Source organism: uncultured Vagococcus sp., assembly GCF_963518325.1.
Lineage (GTDB): Bacteria > Bacillota > Bacilli > Lactobacillales > Vagococcaceae > Vagococcus_D.
Map to the genome: position 1 here is coordinate 1 of NZ_CAUQJB010000018.1, position 17,107 is coordinate 17,107.

A 17,107-nucleotide genomic window follows, 5' to 3' on the forward strand; every position below is an offset into this window, starting at 1 on the left:
GTAGCAAGGCTTGGAGTGGTAATAAATTATTGTGAGGTATCAAAAAGTGTGACTTATAGATTGATGGTTGTCTGGTTAAGGGTGGCGCTGCATTATCATTTAGAATGATTAAAATTGAATAAGGCATGTCGTAACAGCAATCTCTATGGTTACAGTAAAAGTCTATCAGGTGTCAGAACGTGATGCCTTTAGGAAAGCAGGCCACTTAAAGAAGAGAGTTGTTAGACGTTAGCTTCAAAAGTTAAAATAATCATGATTTAAATCTTCAATATAAAAAACTAATTGAGGTATCAAAGTATGTCACTGTTCAATTCGATTAAATGTTCATTTTTAAAAGTGAAAGAAGAGTTAAATAAACAGTATGATTATTTACGAGACTTTTGATAGAACTTTCTTTGACTCATCGTCTCATTATCTAAAATTGATCCCATTCTCCCAGTGAGAAATCATGGATAAGTGTTAATTACATAGACTTCTAAAAGTTAAGTACAGAGAACCATCTGATGAAATATTTATTTTATAAAAAGGGGTTTATTTATCCTTAAATCGTTGTATAATATACGCTTATATATTATAATTGAGAGTATGTTTGGTGAAATTGTTTGTAATTATACACTTACATAATTTGCGACGATATGAGGGAGCAATTATAAAATGAAAAATGTTAAAAAGGTCATTGTAACAATAGCCACCTGTGGTTTACTGTCCAATGCACTATCGCCAGTAGTGCTAGCGACTCAGACAGGTATTGGGATTGAGGAGAACAGTAGTGTTATTAATCAAGAAGAAGTAGAAGAAAGCTCTACTACGGAAGAGTCAACTCCAGAAGAGACAACAGAAACAACGATCGAAGAGAGTAGCACAGACTCTTCCAGCGTTGAAAGTAGTACCAGTAGCACAACAGCAACCAGTTCAACATCCACCACTTCTAGTTCGAGTGCGTCGACAGGAACCAGTTCTAGTCAGTCAACTACACCGAGTTCCACTCAGGTAAAACCAGCTGAGAGCGAAGAACAAGGGAAGCCAACTGAATCGGCGACTAATGGAGCTGGTGCAAGTGACTCAGCAGGTATCAGTTATAAGATTACCAAAACGTTTGAAGGTGAAGAGTTTATCAAGCTAATTGGTAAGGATGCTCAGCAAGTTGCCAAAAAGAATGATATCTATGCATCGGTTATGATTGCGCAGGCTGCGTTGGAAAGTGGCTACGGTAATAGCCTTTTGGCCAGCGCCCCCCATCATAATTTGTTTGGCATCAAAGGGTCTAATGGTGGCAAGTCGGTTAATATGGCTACTTTAGAAGAAAATGCCAGTGGTGCGATGTATCAAATTAGAAGTAATTTTCGATCCTATGACTCTTATAAAGACTCATTGGAGGATTATGCTAAGTTATTAAAGGGCGGTATTACTGGTAATGAGAAAATATATGCGGGAACATGGCGCGAAAATGCCAAAACCTACCGTGAAGCAACGCGCTCGTTAACAGGTGTTTATGCCACAGATTCGTCTTACCATAAGAAATTAAATGCGATCATTGTCGCTTATAAATTGACTCAATATGACAATGGTGGACGTGTGGAAGAAGTTAAGTACGCGGTTAAAAGTGGTGACACACTGGAATTAATTGCTAAAGCACACAGTACGACACTTGATGAAATAAAAAAATTAAATACCACCATCTCGGATGAAAATGTGATTCACCCAGGTGAAGTATATGTCGTCAAAGCAGAAGTAAAAGAAAATGAAGTATTCGATGTGCCACTGGATACGTATGAAGTAACGAGTGGTTACGGAAAACGAACCAATCCTTCCGATGGGGTTAATATTGCGGAGCATCGAGGGATTGACTTAGCTGCCAATACAGGTGAAGAGATAATGGCATCGGCTAAAGGTGAAGTGGTTGAGAGTGGGTTCAACGTTTCGGCTGGTAACTATGTCATTATCGAGCATGCCGATGGTTACTTTACCAGTTATTTCCATCAAAGTAAGCGACTGGTGGAAGTAGGTGCCAAAGTAGAGCAAGGGGATGTCATTGGGCTGGTTGGTTCGACAGGCGATTCGACAGGGCCACATCTTCATTTTGCCATCAGTGAAGCGAAGTGGTCAGATTACCTTGATCCAGAAGAATTAGTTTCCTTCTAATTTAAAGAGTTGTTTCAAAAACAGTTTTAGCAGACGTGCTAAGGCTGTTTTTTTTTTGCGTGAGGTTGAAACCTAAGGATTGTGTTAAAGTTCTTCTAATATTAGTTGTCGTAATAAGATGAGGGTTGCAATTTTAAGGAAAGATGATTATACTCATTTTTACAAGGCGTAATGATGTCGATTTAGAAAAAGCCGTCTTAAAGATGGGAGAGTTTATGAGAGTTAAAATAACGAAAAATCAGCTAACGGTTATCCTGGGAATGGTGTGGCTTATCGCCAGTTTGCTGTTTACCCAATTCAATGGCCGATTCTATCAAGAGACCCTTCTTAAGGTTCTCTCTGTTGAAACAACGGACAGGAGTGACCCTTCAGAGGAAGGTCGTCAAGAAATAACTGGGCGCATCCAAAATGGGTCCCACAAAGGAGAGATCATAACCTTTGAGGCGCCGACAAGTTATTCCCAAGCGGTGGCGCCGACGTATCAAAAAGGCAGTCAATTGTTTATTGATAGGTCAGGGGGAACCGTAAATGTTCAATCGGTTAAACGAGATCGGTATGTTCTGCTTCTACTCGGTCTGTTTATTCTGCTGATTTGGTGGGTTGGAAAAAGACAAGGGATTTATTCGTTAATGAGTGTGGGGCTAAACATCAGCATATTGCTTATGGCTGTGGCAACTTATGTCAAATGGCCACAAATTCCTCTCATTGCCATCATGTTTGTGACGGGTAGTTTAACAACAACCTTATCACTGGTTCTCAGCACTGGCTGGAGTAAAAAAACAGTGGCGACCGTCATGGCTACTTTAGGGGCTTCAACGATTGCTTGGTTAGTTGGTTGGCTCGTTCTGACGGTGTTTCACGACAAAGGCCTGCGGTATGAAGAGATGCAGTTTTTAACCCGGCCGTATCGGCAAATCTTTATTGCCAGCTTGTTTTTAGGGACTCTTGGGGCGGCTATGGATATCGCCATAACGGTGGTGTCAACCATTATGGAATTGCTTGAGAAAAATCCAGCTATTAGTACAAAACAGTTGATTGCAGCTGGCCAAAATGTTGGCAAAAATGTCATGGGATCTATGGCTAGCGTCTTATTATTTGCCTACTTGAGTGGCGGGATTCCCACGATTATTCTCTATCTGAAAAATGGCTGGGACTTTGGGCCAACGATTGAAATGACGTTGTCTCTTGAAGTTGCTCGAGCGTTAGTTGGTGGCATCGGCATCGTCTTAACGATCCCTTTAAGTGTCTTGGTAGTCGCGCTAATGTCCCGAAAGCGAGGTGTTTAAGGTGAATGTTCTCTTTGTTTTAGCGGCTTTATTATTGGGGTTAATGCTTGCTGTTGGGGGTGAAACAGGTTTATTTTCCTTCTTAGGGATGTTCTTAAATGTGATTGTTTTTTTAGGGATGTGTTATTTTCTCTATCAGCATGCCAATGTTTATCTGACCGCCTTTATCAGTTGTGTCTTAATTGCCTGTATTAATTTTTTCTTTGTCAACGGCTGGAATCAACGAACTCAAAGTGCATTTATCGGCACGTTAATTGTGATGGTCGTGGTCTGTTTAATCGTCCCTTACATTGTTAATAAAGCTTATATTCAAGGGTTTGCTGCTGAGGAAACGGAAGAGCTAGGGCATTTTACAATGTTGATCGATGTTAATTTTAGCCAGTTATCTTTAGCTGTAATCTTAGTAGGCATGATGGGGGCCGTGACGGATTCAGCCTTAGCGGTGGCTTCTGCTATGACAGAGGTTAAGGAACATCATCCGACTATCTCTCAAAATGAGCTGTTGAGTTCAGGGTTACGGATGGGAAGAGATATCTTAGGGACCACGATCAACACCTTGTTTTTTGCCTTTTTTGGCAGTCAGCTGGCCTTGATTATCTGGTTTAAAGACTTGCATTATAGCTTTGGGCAATTACTTAATTCCCAGTTGTTAGTAGCAGAGTTGTTAACGATGTTATTGACAGGGATGTTTGCTGTGCTGATCTTACCTTTTACAGCTTGGATTTGCGCTAAACGTTACACGATCGATTAATAAGTCGCGTTAGAAACCTTAAAAGGCCCTCCACCGGGTTAATCCTGATGGAGGACAGTCTTGTTGGAGAGGGCTAGAGAAGAGTCTCTAAGCTCATAAGAGCGCAGAGCCGTTTCAATTCGTTCAAAGTCGCCGCAAGTAGGATAACCGTTAATCCAAATACTGGTTTTGGGTGGGGCGAAAAAAAATGAGGCGTCGCTAATTAACATGTCAAAATCGGCCGCTTCAAGGACCTGTTGATTAAAGGTCACGCCCTGGTAAATAGTGGTTTCGATTCGGCTGCCATAACGTCTTTGTAATTGGGTATTAATCAGCTGGGCATGTCCTTGATTTCGCGAACTAAGAATTAGGATACGAACAGAGACTTGACCAATCGTCATTAATTCTTTCCAGCAAGTGAAGAGGCTGTAAAGCAAATCATTTATTAACCCAGGTGAGAATTTGGGCACTAGCTCTTTTAAAAATGAATGCAACGCTCGTTGAGTCTCTGCAAATAAGTTTGGATGATTTTCAGCTACGGCCATAACAAAGGCCTTTTTTGCGTTGTAGAGAATGTAGCTTGGCCCAGAAGCGAATCGGGTTGTTAAGTGCAGAACCGTCAATAAGCGAGTGCTGATTTCTTCACAATTGGCAGGGCAGTCCAGATCAAGACTTTTTGCTAATTGTTGAACAAAAGAAGTGAGTTTAGGGAATAATTGATGGTCGTCTAGTAATTGCTGATCAATCATAAACAGACCAAAAACATCCAACATCATCTCAGCTGACAGATCTCGATTCGGCTGATCTGCAAGTGATGCCGATAAAACAGGTAAACAGTGAGCAAGCAGCTGTTGCTGAACGATAGGGTCATGGTAGTTAAGGTGCCCGAGCTGATGACGGGTAAGCTGAACAGCGGAGCGGATTTTAATTTGCTGAAAAGAGGCGACATCCAATTGGTCTAGATGGGGCTGGAAAAGGATATGAATCAGTCCCTCAAAAGTTGATTCATTAAAAGTGAATGGCCATTCATTGAATGTGTACGATTCAAGAAAGTAATTGCTATAAAAATAGCGAATTTGTCCTTCATTTCCAGTCATTCGGCAGGGATTGGGTTTTAATTCAATGGCAAAATAAGTCAGTGCTTGGTTGATTTTAGTGATTAGGCGGTAAACGGTGGGAACACTGAAAAATAATTTATCAGCTAATTGAGTCACCGTTAAGGTTTCATCGAAAAAAACGAGTTCCAACAGTTGAAAAGCTGGGGTGGTTTTAAGGACAAATTGATAAAAGAAATCTAAACCAAGTCCCGTCGGAAAAGCAAAATGAATACCGTAATGAGACGTTAGGATTTCCAAGGGAACATCCTTTAAATGAGTTTGGTATTTCGGCAATTCTTTGTAGCTTTGGAAGAGGCTGTTGTACATGGTGATATCTTTTAACAGCACACTTTCCGAACAGTTTAGTTTTTTCGTAAGGCTTTTTGTCGTTTGCCAACCAGGCTTAGCGTAAAGCAGTTCAATCATCTTGAGGCGGCGGCGAGTGTCGTTATCAAGTAAGCGTTCCATCTAACCAATCCTTTTCAATAATTAGTTATTTAATAATTACTTCTATCATAAATCGAAAGAGGGGCAAAAGCAATCAATCGATGTAACAACTATCTTTAAAGGGATGTTAAGCGAATTTTATCAAAAAAACTAGGATAACCTAGTTTTTTTGATAAAACAAGTTGATTTATATGTGTTATATTATTTTTCAACAAAAGGATTTGAGAAAGTTGGTAAATGAGATGTATGAAAGAATTACGGCCATTCGGGTAAGACGTTCAAAAAAGCCTATTGTCGATGACATTTTTGAAATTAGGCTAGCAAGTGAAGAGGTTCAATCCACTAACTACGTCATTCAGGCGCTGGAATTAGGTGTGGTTTATTATTTTTATAATCAAGGGGGAACGGTCATTAAAGTGATTGCCCGTCATCCTATCTATAAGAGTCCCTATATCTGTTCAGAAGAAAATGATGGTGTTTTAGATGAGCTATTAGTTTTGCCACGCTTTTAAATAAGCTGTTCGTAAACAGTGGGTTGCTGTTACAACTTGATTTGCTGATAAAAGTAAGCACTGACCAGCTCTAAATGATGCATCAAGGACAATTTTTTGATGACGCCCAAACCAGGAAATTTTTTCTGTTGGTGATACTGCAATAATTCTGAAAGTCCGTAGGTCAGTATCAGCTGATCTTGATATTTCTGGTACCAACGAGCTAGCTTCGTGGCAGCTTCTAAAAATTTTCCACCGGGGTTAGTGTAATCCTCGTTGGAGTCTGACGTAAAGTGTTTAATTCGTAAATTTTGATAAGCATCAACGTACATAATATGAAGGGAAACAGCCTTGGCCGGGAACCCTTTTTCGTAATAAACAGCGCCGTTGATGCTGTAGTCAGCAAAGCCTTTGAAGCCGTCTTCCAAATAAAAAAGATGGTCATCTGAAAAAAACTCATCATCGGCGTATAAATAGTCCTCGACATGTTTTAAGGTGGTAAAGGGATCCTGGAGTCTGACGGCGTTGGAGATTGGCTGCAGGCGAGGATCCTCAATCACAATCTGAGTGGTCTCATATTGTGAGGCTAAGGTCTCAATTTGCTTAAAGTCGGTCCCTTCATAACGATTGGTAATTAACAGGTTGTGTTTGCCCGTAATCAAGGAACCTGTAAACTGTTCATTGGTAATAAAAGCAGGCAAGATAGGTGGGGTTAGTTTCAATTCCTCAATGCTGTGTAGCTTGTCTTGGCTTCGATCAAACTCGCCCACTTCGGGATTGTGAATAATGGCCAAGGGCTGATCATGTTTAACGAAACTAGCGATTGTCCGTTTTAGGGCTGCTGAATCTTTAATCGGCTCGATTAAGGGAATCACTGATGGGTGCAACAGCTGTCTTTCTGTCAGTTCTTTCAGCCCTAACAGGTCGAATTGTTTACTTCTGATATAAGGGAAATACAACACGTCACTCCTATTCTAGGGCCTCTGTCCGTCGACGGCGGGCTTTTTTGTGGTGAAGTTCTTTTTCTACTTTTAAGAGAGAAAGTTCTGTTCGTAAATCAGCTATGGTTTGATTTTCTAAGTCTGCTAAAAACTTTTGATAGAAGCGACTGTCAGTGGCCGTTAGACTACTAATTTCCCTTTTCTTTAACTCTTGAAAGAGTTGTTCGGAAGGATACAATGACAAACCTTTTGCCACCATTTTAGCTTTCCGGACTTCTCTGGCTTGAGAAGCCATAAAGCGTTGTGTTAAGCGTCCGTGATCGACTTCCAATTCCTGTCTACGGGCATTTTTAACGATGGTTAACATCCCTGGGCTCAATAAATCTTGAGTGAAACTACCATCATAAGGCCGATAAACCATCACACCTATTCGATCAGGAATTTCTTCTTTCACGGCGTCGTAAAGAGCCAGGGGAAGTAGAAAATAATTATAATGACCGATAAAGGACAGTTTGGCTTTTGATCTGAAATCAGCTTTGGTCGCTTTGATTTCGTAACAACGCCATTCCAGTTCACCGGTTGTTAAAAAGCGACAGCTTAAGGTATCAACAATCCCTTGATCGTCAGGCATGGTGACTTCTTCGACGACGACGTCCCCTTGCTCCAAACAATAATAATATAAGGCTTCTTCCATATCGGTAGTCAGCTGAGTTTTCATCTATTCACCTCGATTTCGATACCTTTATTATAGAACATATATTCGTATCTGTGAAGAGGTCTTTTATAGTTCTAGCTAAGAGGTTATTTCTTTACATAACGCATGGTATTTATATACAATGAAGGTGTCAAAAAATAAAATGTCGTTGTTTAAGAGTTTGCTATTTTTTTGATGGTTGGACAATCAAATTGAAAAAGAAAGAGGTCAATACCATGGCAATAATTGCTTATTTAAATTTTGCTGGCAATACCGCAGAAGTCATTGATTTTTACGAAGAAGCTCTTGATGCAACAGAGATTAAAAAATTCACGTTTAAAGATTTTCCGCAAGACCCTCATTATCCGATTCCAGCAGAAGAACTGGAGCTGATCATGAATGCCTCCATGAAATTTGCAGGAGGGATTATCATGTTATCTGATGTTCTGCCTTCTATGAAAGAGATGGCAGATAGCTTTATTGCGGGGAATAATGTTACCCTAAGTGTCGTTTTAAAAGAGAAAGCTGACATTAAAAAGTATTTCGATAAATTATCAGTGGGTGGAACGGTGACGATGCCGTTGTCACAAACGCCTTGGTCAGAAAGTTATGGCATGTTAGTTGATAAATTTGGGATTGGATGGCAGTTTAACTGCACATCTGATGAGTACTATTATACTAATTAAGTTGTCTCTGTCATTGAAGCTAGTAACCCAGTTACTAGCTTTTTATCGTTCGTAAAAAGGAAAAGGTTGGTGATAACATGAAGGATTTTGACAAAGATGAGTATGCAACAGCCTATGTAGCCGATATGGAAACCAAAATACCTGGCTATCAACTTATCTTTGAGTTGATTTTTTCAGGGGTTCTTCCTGTGGAACTGGCAAATCGAAAACCGACTCACATTCTCTCAATTGGAGGTGGTGAAATTGAACTAGGACGATTAGCTCACTCCTTTCCTTTGGCAGAGATAACCGTGATAGATCCGAGCTCTAAAATGTTGGATTTAACCAAAGAAAGATTTGAGGCGACTAGTCGACTAGCTAACCATCAGTTTATTAATCTTCCTTTTGAAGAGTATCCACTGACTAAAGAAGCGGAGCTTAGTTTGTGCTTATTAGTGCTTCATTTTATCGAAGATAAGCAAGCTTTTTTGGGCAAACTATATCAGTCGCTCACAGCAGATGGAATTGCTATCATCAGTGTGTTCACGCCTTATCACCTAGATTGGTGGCAGTCATTTGCTCTTAGTCAGGGTGCCAATCAAGCAGAAGTGAGGCAAATGGCGACCAATCCGGCTAAACTAATGGCTAAGGCTCAGAGTGAGTCTATCGAAACAGTGGCTAAAGCCGCTGGTTTTTTTGAAGTGGAAAAAATCGCTCATATTTTGCCTGTTGAAGTATGGTTACTGAAAAAAAGGCAGTGAAATAAGACTAAGGCTCGCCATCAAGCCCTAGTCTTATTTAGGTTAGTGAGGAGGTGTGGCATTAACTAGACTGATAGTAAAACCATCATAGCCTTTGACACCAATCGTTTCAATTGCAGTGGAGTCAAGATAGGGCGAAGCACTTAAGGCCTCGACAAAGCGCCGGACGCCTTGAACGCGACTGTCGGTGCTGTCTTTATTTAAAACCTCTCCGTTACGGACGACATTATCACCAATGATGATGGTGCCTACGTTAGAGAGTTGTAAACTGAGTTCCAAATAAAGGGCATTGTTCTCTTTATCTGCATCAATAAAAATCAAGTCAAAGGGTTTTTCTTGTTGGTCAATTAAGTGCTGCAAGCTCTTTGCTGCGGCCCCTTCAATTAGGTCAATTTTATGAGCGAAATGACTATTTTCAAAATTTGCTCTAGCGACGCGAGCATGATGGCTAGAGTATTCCAGAGTGACAATCCTCCCATGGGCAGGTAGAGCACTAGCAAACCACAAGGTGCTATAGCCACCCAGTGTGCCAATTTCCAATACCCGATCAGCTTTGGTGATTTTGGTTAACATTGCGAGAAATTTTCCTTGAGAGGGGGACACATCATGGGGAGGCAAGCCTTCCTTTTGGTTAGTGTCTAATAAGTCCTTTAAAGCCCTGTCTTCATTAACTAATTGATCGATAAAATAGTGATCGACGCCTTGATAATCTGTCAAATCTATCAGCTCCTTTTACGTTAATTATAGCGCCCTTGAACCAGTAATAGAAGGAACTTGCTCTAAGCAAATCGCCGAGACCTCTAATGTCTCAGCGATTGGTTACAGATTAATGGATGGATCATTTGTAAAAAAAGTCAGGCTGATGGTTCATTATAATTCGGCATTAAATAGTTGTTTTAATTGGTAAACCACGTCATCACTGTCAGCATTAATGGTGGCACTTTCGTTGATATTAGATAATTTGCGTAATTCTTCTAATTGGGCGTTGTAGCCGATGGTATTAATGGATACGCCAAGGGCTTTAATAATCGGTGCGACTTTTTCAAATTTATAACCTTGATTGGTTTCCCCATCCGATAACACAAAAATAACAGGACGTGCATCAGGGGTGATAGCCAATTGTTCTTGAATCATTTTTAAGGCGACTAATGTTCCGTCATAAGTGGCAGTCCCACCGTCAGCGGTTAGGTTTTTAATCGCTCCGGTAAAGTAACTCCGTTGTTTCGCTGTCATACGATCAATCGGTAATTCGATGGTGACGTCTGAACTGTAAGAAACAAGTCCGACATAAGCATCATCTCCAATATATTTACCACTGTTTAAGAGGGATTGTCTTAGGGCGTTGATTGGCGCACCGTCCATTGAACCGGAAACATCGGCTACAAATACGGCAATAATTGGCTTGCCACCATTTTTATTTTCTTTCCATAACTTTTGAATGGCTGTAATGGTGGAACCATCAATGTCACCAAGTTCGAATTGATAGTCCTCCAGTTGATTAAAGCCATAAGAAGAGGCTTTGTCCTGGTTGGCTTGCTCAGCTATAAATTGAGTGAACTGGCTAATCACTTGTTTCTTCTCTTCATTGGCTGAGTTAAGGGTGTACATAGGTGAATCCTGACGCATCCCAATAGGCACATACTTGTATTGCTTGAATTCAGGCGTGTTGATATACGTTTGGTAACTAATGGACATAATATCAACAGAACCGTTTTTGGCTACTTCTCTTAGTTGCAACGTATTGTAAAGCGTTGAAGGTAACTCTTTTTGGAAGTTCTGTAGGGAGGCGACTGCTTGATCACTTAAGGGATTGCCCTTATCAAAATGGCTCATTAATTGTGTCAAGAGGCTTAATCCAGTTGAAGAGGTATAAGGGTTGGTATATCCCAACAATAACTCATCTTCTGTTACGGATTTGACTAAAGCGTCAATGTTAACCTCATTGTATTTCGTTTCAATCTCCTTATAGGTGCTTTCCTTCATCAATAAACCACCTGTGTTGCCAATTGTCCGCTCAGCGACAGTGGTGATGCCAACCCCACTTGATTCAAGCATTTTTCCCCATAACTGATTGGAGGGGGTATATGCATCAGGGATGTAATTTCCTGTATTGATATAATCTAAACCAGTGCCGGAAGCCATCGAGCGGACAGAAATGGAGATGGTTTTGCCGTCGATTTTATTATTTTTGCTATTAAAAGCTTCGGCTAATTCGTTAAAGAGGCCATCTTTACCACTGCCAGCTTTTTCAGGGCTAACAAATATCTCCGCATTGATTTGATTGGTTCCTTCAACCGATAAAGGATAAGTTTTATCGATGGGAGGCAGTTCAGCCTTATCATCGATGGAGCTACTATCGATATCCCGTTTGAGCTCAGCCGTACTAGGATCAATTTTTTTTGTATAACTGTTCAGCTCGGACTTCGCATCAGATTTTGAAAGAGTTTTGATGTCATTTGAACTATTTTCAATTTTACTGTCTTTGCTGGTACAACCAACCAAGCTGACTGCCAGTACAAGACTGGTAACGACTAGGGTTGTTAATTTCCACTTTTTCATATAAAATCTCCTTTTATTTAGCTATTCAATGGTCATATTTAACGATTGTAGTGCTTTTGTCATATTGTCTAAATCTGCTTTTGTTGAAGGGGATTTGGAATCCAAATAATTAACGGTCTCATTTAAGAGTCCTTTGACCTGGTGTAAGATTTGTTTATTTGTGGTCAGCCGTTTTTCAATTTCTTTTCGGTCGCCTTCGACGGTAATGCGGTTAATAATGCTCTTAGTATTTTGCAATAGCTGTGTTTTAGCTTGGTTCATGGAAAATTTGATTTTATCTAAGATTTCGTACTCATTTGTTGAGCGGAGGTCCTGTAAGTCAGACAAATAATCATTCATTTGTTTAATCATCTGTTTGGCCAAGGCGATATCCTCCTGATAGAGGTGTTGAGGATCATCTAAGTGATCCAATCTGGTTAAAAGATCCTGCTCTTCAAAATGAGGATTGGTCTGCTTAGCCACGGTCTTTTCTTTGATGGCCGTTTGGGTTTGGCGACGTTGTTTGAGTTGGAGGAAAATAACCATTGCTACGACAAGGACAACGACGACCAACAAACCATTTGAAAGAGTTGTTAAGAAACGAACGGTTTGTGAGCCATATTGAATGATGGCTTCGTCAATGTCGGAGAGTAGCAGTTTGATGCCAATGGCGATTAGTAAACTCAGAGAGCCGAAAACGATTAGGGAAGTTCTCACTTTTTTTGTCATGATGGGTAACCTCATTTCGTTACATCGATTAGCGCATTAGCTAGTTCCGTGCGCATTTTAAGTAATTCCTCTTGAGCCTGTTGGCGATTAGCCGCGCCTTTTTCACGAATCCCTTGAATTTCTTGGAGGGCGGCGATGGTCTGGCTATTTACGTGTTCCAAGGTCTCAATATCAACAATACTTTTCTCTGAGGCCTCTGCCGCTTGTGTGGAGACATGGTGAATCTTTTCAGCGTTTTTCTTAAATAACTCATTGGTTATATCAGAGACGGCATTGTCGGCTTCGATTGCCGATAAGGTGTGTTGAGCAGATAAGGCAATCACCATTTGTTGTTTCCACATGGGAATAGTATTCGTCATGGTGGACTGAATTTTATATGCCATGGCCTTATTGGCATTTTGAATGACTCTAATCTGTGTGGCCATTTGCTGGCTAATCATTTTCGTCATATCTAAATCATGGACTTTCTTTTCAAATTGGGTTAGCTTATCGGAAAACTCAGATAAGTTGTTTAAATCTTCTTGATTTTGACTGGCTGCTTTTGTTTGCAGTTCCGGCAAAGTAGTGGCGTTAAGTTCGCTGATTTTTACTTGGCCTGCTTCAACGTAAACAGATAAATTTTGATAGAAGGTTTTATTTGCTTCAGCCATTTCTTCCAAGCTGATGATGTCATTGGTCATGGTTAAATAATGGCCTTCTAAACTATTGACGATGCGCGAGACATTGGCGTTAACATCTTCAAAGCGAATCATCATCGTGTCGATTTTACTTTTACCACGTTTGAATAATTTGGTTAAAAAGCCATCGTTTTCTTCAGGTTTAAAGCTTTCAAGCTCGACGACTAATTCATTAATAATTTTACCGACATCGCCTAATTCATGGCTCTTGACTTTTTCAAGGGCTTGTTCTGAAAATTCAGATAAGCGAGATTGTTCTTTTGAGCCATAAGTCATCACACCCATGACATCATTAATATCAATTTGTTCTTTTAAACCAGTAATTGCTTGAGTCTGGGCAGGAGTTAGAGAGATTTGCTCTGGTTGCTCCGTGTTGATATCTAATAAATCATCGATCTTTTCCTCGGCAGCCGAGGCACCGAAAGTAAATTCTTCCATAAGGGGACACGCCTTTCTTTGTGTGATTGAATGAGAGTGTCATTCACTGTTAATGAGGGTGAGTCTAGTGGTCCTGTGTTGACAGACTGATTGTCGTGGTAGATACCAGTATTACTGTTTAATTTTACCATAACAACCCCTTGATTTAACTACCATTTTTGAAAATAATGATAAAATAACTTGTTAAACCAACGATGGTAAGCATTTGAACGTTGGTTTTTAAGTTCATTAAAAGAGGTTTAGTTGGATTAGTAGAGCTTAATTAGCAGTATATCACTCACCATCGCTGAGCAAATCGGACCTTAGTCCTGATTTTGTGAGCAGGTAATACTTATCTATGGGAGTGAGGGGATCTTAAAAATTTCAATTGTGAAACTAGCCAATAGTTGCTAAAATGAACAAAGAACACGAGATGAGTGACTTGACTGTCAGAGGGAGTTGGGAAGATGACCAGTATCAGGGATATTGCAAAGATGGCAGGGGTATCAGCTGCTAGTGTCTCAAGAATATTAAATAATGATCCAACCTTTAGTATTAACGAGAACACTCGGCAACGAGTGATTGATGTTGCTAATAAAGCCAATTACTCCACAGATAAAAATCGGCGTGGGGTTCGAAGCGTTGGTGATGATTTAACCATCGCGTTAATTGTTCGCCACAGTGAGGAGTCGGAAATCAACGACCCTTATTTTCAACATATCCGGTTAGGAATTGAAAAGGAAGCGGCAAAATGGCGATTAAGGGTAGTTAGGGCTTTTCGGATGCATGACGAGGAAAAAGACTGGGAGCAATTAAAAAAATATGGTGCGGTCATTATGATCGGTGATATGACTACGGATGCGTTGGAAAAAATCTATGGTTATAACCAAAAGTTAATATTAGTAGATAATTATGCTAATCATCCTAATTATGATTGCATCCAAACAGATTTTGATGCGAAAACTCACGAAATTTTAAAGGTTCTTCATGATTATAATCATCGAAATATAGGCTTTATCGGTGGTCTTGGGAGCAAAGTTGATATGGCTGGTCAGTCTGTCAGGTATTCAGAAGAAGTCAGAGCGGAGCAATACCGTGAGTGGATGAAGTTGCATAATTTAGAGAAGTATTCGAAAGTGTCTCAAGGAAATTGGTCAACTGAGAGTGCCGTAGAGTTAACCAAAGAAATGTTGCAGACAGAACCACATCCGACTGCGATTGTCGTGGCCAGTGATCCAATGGCCGTTGGCGTGTATAAGGCCATCAGTGAGGCTGGTTTACGAATACCCGCGGATATTTCAGTGGTCAGTTTTGATGATATTCAAATGGCGAAGTTCATGGTGCCAAGCCTTACGAGTATCTGGATGAACGCAGAAGAAATGGGACGCTTAGCGGTGACCTTGTCAAAGGAACGAATTTTAGGCGAACGTAGTATGCCGATAAGAGTAACTTGCGCCAGTGAATTAAAATTAAGGGAGTCGGTAGGCAAACGACTTCCTTAAACATTAAATCCATAAACACCCAACTAACCAATTGAGGAACCCTTGTCCTTGGATGGTTAGTTGGGTGTTAGTTTGGTCGTGATAAAAAAATAAAAAGAAAAGGCTTGCGTAAACATTAACTAAACATTTATACTCATTTTTATGAAGTAGACGTTTACTAAATAAGGCATCAAGAATTAAAAAAATAAAGTACAAGGGAGATTTAACAATGAATTTTGCGGATAAACTTTCGGAAAAAATGGTTCCTTTAGCTCAAGTGATTGCGAATAATCGCTATCTTTTAAGTTTGCGAGATGGTTTTATGATGGCGTTTCCAGCGACGATGTTTGCCTCTATTATGATTATTATTCAAAACTTGCCAACGACGTTCGGGTTTGCTAACTATTTACCAGAATCGATCAATAAGTTTTTAAACGATTTTTTTGGGCCAATTGGAAATGCAACTATGAGTATTTCAGCGGTCTTTATTGTTTTTGGGATTGGTTATCATTTAGCAGCTCACTACAAACAATCGCAGATTTTTGCCGGAGCGATTTCATTATCCTCCTTCATCCTTTTATTGCCTTTTGGCTCAGATGAAAAGTTAGGAACCTTTATGCCGTTATCTAAACTTGGCGCTCAAGGGATGTTTGTCGGTATTTTAACAGCGATTATCGCCACTGAGATTTATTGCAGAATTGGCAGAGCTGGACTAACCATAAAAATGCCAGATTCTGTTCCACCCATGATTGCAGCCTCTTTTACAGCGATTATTCCAGGGGCAGTTCCCTTATTCCTCTTTAATGTCGTTCGTTATTTATTTACGTTTACCTCTTGGGGAAATGCCGTTGATTTTATGTATGAACTATTACAAAAACCTTTAATGGGCCTAGGTGGCACTTTGCCAGCAGTTTTAATTGCGGTCTTCTTTACTCAGTTTTTCTGGTGGTTTGGTATTCATGGCACCTTAGTTGTAAACGCTGTAATTGATCCGATTATGGGCGCCTTAGCGATTGAAAATTATGAAGCTTACAAATCGGGGGCAGAACAATTGCCTCATATTATCAGTACCACTTTTATGGGAGTTTTTGTTAACCAAGGCATGCAGTTAGGTGTGTCGATTGCTATGGCGTTTTTTATAGCGAAATCCATTCGAATGAAAAAAACCATGAAGACGATTATTGCGCCAGCGATATTTAACGTATCGGAGCCGATGACCTTTGGCTTACCAATTGTGTTAAATCCGATTGCGTTTATTCCTTGGATATTAGCGCCCTTGGTATCGACGACTATTTCTTATTTTGCCATCGCAATTGGTTTAGTGCCTCGTCCGATTGGGGCCACAGTAGTTTGGACGACTCCGATCATCTTATCTGGTTGGATAGGCACAGGCTCAATTGCTGGTGCTATTTTGCAAATCGTAACGGTTGTGGTAATGACGCTGATCTGGTTACCCTTTTTAATGGCAATGGATCGGGAGTACTATAAAGAAGAATTAGCGGAAAAAGCAGTCGAATAATTGTTTCGAGGAGGCGCCGACGATGCGAGTGGATACATTAAAGTATAGCTATGTGATGAATGCGGAGCCGTCCAGGGTCTATCAGAGTTTGCTGGACGAACAGTACAAGTTTTTCAAAAGATATCAAACTAGTTTAACTGGTTTAGCGGTGGGAACGCAAATTTCAAAGGTATTTCAAACAAAAACTCAAAAAGTTGGAGTTCCCGGCACGATTACCATCCTTCAGTTAATCGATAAGCAGCTTTTTCAAATGGAGACAGCTTATGCAGCTGGCACTATTTTGCAAACCTATGAATTAGTCGAAAAGGTGGATGGTAAGACGGAAGTGAGCTATTGGGAAAGGAATAGTTTTATTGAAAATCGCCATCAATACAGTTTTATGTTAATCGGTTTAATCTATAAATTGGCCTACAATAAAGGGATAAAAAAACGGCTGCAATACATCGAAGGCTTAGCGCAACAGAAGGTACTATCACACTAGAATTTATCACA

The 17,107-nt window shown here is 40.2% G+C and carries 16 protein-coding genes; 9 read left to right on the forward strand and 7 right to left on the reverse strand.

Annotated features, from left to right (window positions below; translation table 11 throughout):
* Positions 1-654 precede the first annotated feature (654 nt).
* From RWN13_RS14205 to RWN13_RS14215, 3 genes are all read left to right on the forward strand, one after another.
* Positions 655-2,142, forward strand: a complete 1,488-nt coding sequence (locus RWN13_RS14205; RefSeq protein WP_314064918.1) for a glucosaminidase domain-containing protein — start codon at positions 655-657, stop codon at positions 2,140-2,142.
* Positions 2,143-2,357: 215 nt separating this feature from the next.
* Positions 2,358-3,428 carry a YibE/F family protein gene (locus RWN13_RS14210; RefSeq protein WP_314064919.1) on the forward strand — a complete coding sequence of 357 codons (1,071 nt, stop codon included), beginning with the start codon at positions 2,358-2,360 and terminating at the stop codon, positions 3,426-3,428.
* Between the two features lies 1 nt (position 3,429).
* Positions 3,430-4,179 carry a YibE/F family protein gene (locus RWN13_RS14215; protein ID WP_314064922.1) on the forward strand — a complete coding sequence of 250 codons (750 nt, stop codon included), beginning with the start codon at positions 3,430-3,432 and terminating at the stop codon, positions 4,177-4,179.
* Between the two features lie 38 nt (positions 4,180-4,217).
* On the opposite strand, the gene RWN13_RS14220 is transcribed toward RWN13_RS14215, so the two are convergent.
* Entirely contained in the window at positions 4,218-5,723 is a 1,506-nt protein-coding gene (locus RWN13_RS14220) for a helix-turn-helix domain-containing protein (RefSeq protein WP_314064923.1), read from the reverse strand.
* Between the two features lie 221 nt (positions 5,724-5,944).
* On the opposite strand from RWN13_RS14220, the gene RWN13_RS14225 reads away from it, so the two are divergent.
* The gene (locus RWN13_RS14225; RefSeq protein WP_314064925.1) at positions 5,945-6,214 is read left to right on the forward strand and encodes a hypothetical protein; all 270 of its coding nucleotides are present in this window, start codon (positions 5,945-5,947) and stop codon (positions 6,212-6,214) included.
* Positions 6,215-6,243: 29 nt separating this feature from the next.
* Here RWN13_RS14225 and RWN13_RS14230 read toward each other — a convergent pair whose 3' ends face one another.
* Positions 6,244-7,152, reverse strand: a complete 909-nt coding sequence (locus tag RWN13_RS14230) for a sce7725 family protein (RefSeq protein ID WP_314064927.1) — start codon at positions 7,150-7,152, stop codon at positions 6,244-6,246.
* A gap of 10 nt (positions 7,153-7,162) precedes the next feature.
* Positions 7,163-7,852, reverse strand: a complete 690-nt coding sequence (locus tag RWN13_RS14235; RefSeq protein ID WP_314064929.1) for a hypothetical protein — start codon at positions 7,850-7,852, stop codon at positions 7,163-7,165.
* A gap of 212 nt (positions 7,853-8,064) precedes the next feature.
* Here RWN13_RS14235 and RWN13_RS14240 point away from each other — a divergent pair, with 212 nt between their 5' ends.
* Positions 8,065-8,514 (forward strand): VOC family protein, encoded by a 450-nt coding sequence (locus RWN13_RS14240; RefSeq protein WP_314064932.1) that lies wholly within the window; start codon positions 8,065-8,067, stop codon positions 8,512-8,514.
* A 77-nt stretch (positions 8,515-8,591) separates the two neighbouring features.
* Positions 8,592-9,254: a class I SAM-dependent methyltransferase gene (locus RWN13_RS14245; RefSeq protein WP_314064935.1), complete on the forward strand. Its 663-nt coding sequence runs from the start codon at positions 8,592-8,594 to the stop codon at positions 9,252-9,254.
* A 42-nt stretch (positions 9,255-9,296) separates the two neighbouring features.
* Here RWN13_RS14245 and RWN13_RS14250 read toward each other — a convergent pair whose 3' ends face one another.
* The 4 genes from RWN13_RS14250 to RWN13_RS14265 form a co-directional block, all read right to left on the reverse strand.
* Entirely contained in the window at positions 9,297-9,971 is a 675-nt protein-coding gene (locus RWN13_RS14250; RefSeq protein WP_314064938.1) for an O-methyltransferase, read from the reverse strand.
* Between the two features lie 153 nt (positions 9,972-10,124).
* Positions 10,125-11,813, reverse strand: a complete 1,689-nt coding sequence (locus tag RWN13_RS14255) for a VWA domain-containing protein (protein WP_314064941.1) — start codon at positions 11,811-11,813, stop codon at positions 10,125-10,127.
* A 21-nt stretch (positions 11,814-11,834) separates the two neighbouring features.
* On the reverse strand, positions 11,835-12,521 hold the full coding sequence (locus RWN13_RS14260; RefSeq protein ID WP_314064944.1) for a hypothetical protein: 687 nt from the start codon (positions 12,519-12,521) through the stop codon (positions 11,835-11,837).
* Positions 12,522-12,532: 11 nt separating this feature from the next.
* Positions 12,533-13,636: a toxic anion resistance protein gene (locus RWN13_RS14265; RefSeq protein WP_314064947.1), complete on the reverse strand. Its 1,104-nt coding sequence runs from the start codon at positions 13,634-13,636 to the stop codon at positions 12,533-12,535.
* Between the two features lie 446 nt (positions 13,637-14,082).
* On the opposite strand from RWN13_RS14265, the gene RWN13_RS14270 reads away from it, so the two are divergent.
* The 3 genes from RWN13_RS14270 to RWN13_RS14280 all read left to right on the forward strand — a co-directional run bounded on the left by RWN13_RS14270 (position 14,083) and on the right by RWN13_RS14280 (position 17,096).
* Entirely contained in the window at positions 14,083-15,117 is a 1,035-nt protein-coding gene (locus tag RWN13_RS14270) for a LacI family DNA-binding transcriptional regulator (RefSeq protein WP_314064951.1), read from the forward strand.
* Between the two features lie 208 nt (positions 15,118-15,325).
* Complete coding sequence (locus RWN13_RS14275; RefSeq protein ID WP_314064953.1) at positions 15,326-16,615, forward strand: PTS transporter subunit EIIC; 1,290 nt, start codon at positions 15,326-15,328, stop codon at positions 16,613-16,615.
* 22 nt (positions 16,616-16,637) lie between these two features.
* Positions 16,638-17,096 (forward strand): DUF3284 domain-containing protein, encoded by a 459-nt coding sequence (locus RWN13_RS14280; protein ID WP_314064955.1) that lies wholly within the window; start codon positions 16,638-16,640, stop codon positions 17,094-17,096.
* Positions 17,097-17,107: the final 11 nt, after the last annotated feature.

What these genes read in the sequence shown, in the direction of transcription:
- RWN13_RS14275 (WP_314064953.1), top strand. Translation starts at nt 15,326, where the DNA reads ATGAATTTTGCGGATAAACTTTCGGAAAAAATGGTTCCTTTAGCTCAA.
- RWN13_RS14280 (WP_314064955.1), top strand. Translation starts at nt 16,638, where the DNA reads ATGCGAGTGGATACATTAAAGTATAGCTATGTGATGAATGCGGAGCCG.
- RWN13_RS14265 (WP_314064947.1), bottom strand. Translation starts at nt 13,636, where the DNA reads ATGGAAGAATTTACTTTCGGTGCCTCGGCTGCCGAGGAAAAGATCGAT.
- RWN13_RS14235 (WP_314064929.1), bottom strand. Translation starts at nt 7,852, where the DNA reads ATGAAAACTCAGCTGACTACCGATATGGAAGAAGCCTTATATTATTAT.
- RWN13_RS14240 (WP_314064932.1), top strand. Translation starts at nt 8,065, where the DNA reads ATGGCAATAATTGCTTATTTAAATTTTGCTGGCAATACCGCAGAAGTC.
- RWN13_RS14205 (WP_314064918.1), top strand. Translation starts at nt 655, where the DNA reads ATGAAAAATGTTAAAAAGGTCATTGTAACAATAGCCACCTGTGGTTTA.
- RWN13_RS14220 (WP_314064923.1), bottom strand. Translation starts at nt 5,723, where the DNA reads ATGGAACGCTTACTTGATAACGACACTCGCCGCCGCCTCAAGATGATT.
- RWN13_RS14245 (WP_314064935.1), top strand. Translation starts at nt 8,592, where the DNA reads ATGAAGGATTTTGACAAAGATGAGTATGCAACAGCCTATGTAGCCGAT.
- RWN13_RS14210 (WP_314064919.1), top strand. Translation starts at nt 2,358, where the DNA reads ATGAGAGTTAAAATAACGAAAAATCAGCTAACGGTTATCCTGGGAATG.
- RWN13_RS14270 (WP_314064951.1), top strand. Translation starts at nt 14,083, where the DNA reads ATGACCAGTATCAGGGATATTGCAAAGATGGCAGGGGTATCAGCTGCT.
- RWN13_RS14255 (WP_314064941.1), bottom strand. Translation starts at nt 11,813, where the DNA reads ATGAAAAAGTGGAAATTAACAACCCTAGTCGTTACCAGTCTTGTACTG.
- RWN13_RS14260 (WP_314064944.1), bottom strand. Translation starts at nt 12,521, where the DNA reads ATGACAAAAAAAGTGAGAACTTCCCTAATCGTTTTCGGCTCTCTGAGT.
- RWN13_RS14225 (WP_314064925.1), top strand. Translation starts at nt 5,945, where the DNA reads ATGTATGAAAGAATTACGGCCATTCGGGTAAGACGTTCAAAAAAGCCT.